Genomic DNA, 465 nt, shown 5'->3' on the forward strand with positions numbered 1-465 from the left:
ACCCTCGATGGCGACGGCCAGAACGATCCGGCGGACATTCCCGGCATGCTCGCGCTGGTGCGCGGCGAACCGGGCCAGGTCGATGTGCAACTGGTTGCCGGGCACCGGGTCAATCGCCGCGACACCGCGAGCAAACGCTACGCCTCGCGTTTCGCCAACAACCTGCGCCGGCGCCTGCTCAAGGACGCCACCCCGGACACCGGTTGCGGCCTGAAGCTGATCGAGCGCGCGGCGTTCCTGCGCCTGCCGTACTTCGACCACATGCATCGCTATATTCCGGCACTGATCCAGCGCCATAACGGGCGCATGATCGTGCACCCGGTCAACCACCGGCCGCGCACGGCCGGGGTGTCGAAATACGGCAACATCGACCGCGCGCTGGTCGGCATTCTCGATTTGTTCGGGGTCTGGTGGCTGATCAAGCGCACGCGGCTGAACACCATTGCCCAGGAGATCGAAGGATGA

Annotated in this window: 1 pseudogene; it reads left to right on the plus strand. The window is 65.8% G+C overall.

The window, feature by feature from the left end:
- Nucleotides 1-465: pseudogene (locus tag ACCD00_RS30770) on the plus strand (dolichol-phosphate mannosyltransferase); the annotation flags it as partial.

The sequence above is a fragment of the Pseudomonas sp. Pseusp3 genome (assembly GCF_047304225.1).
GTDB lineage: Bacteria > Pseudomonadota > Gammaproteobacteria > Pseudomonadales > Pseudomonadaceae > Aquipseudomonas > Aquipseudomonas fluorescens_CD.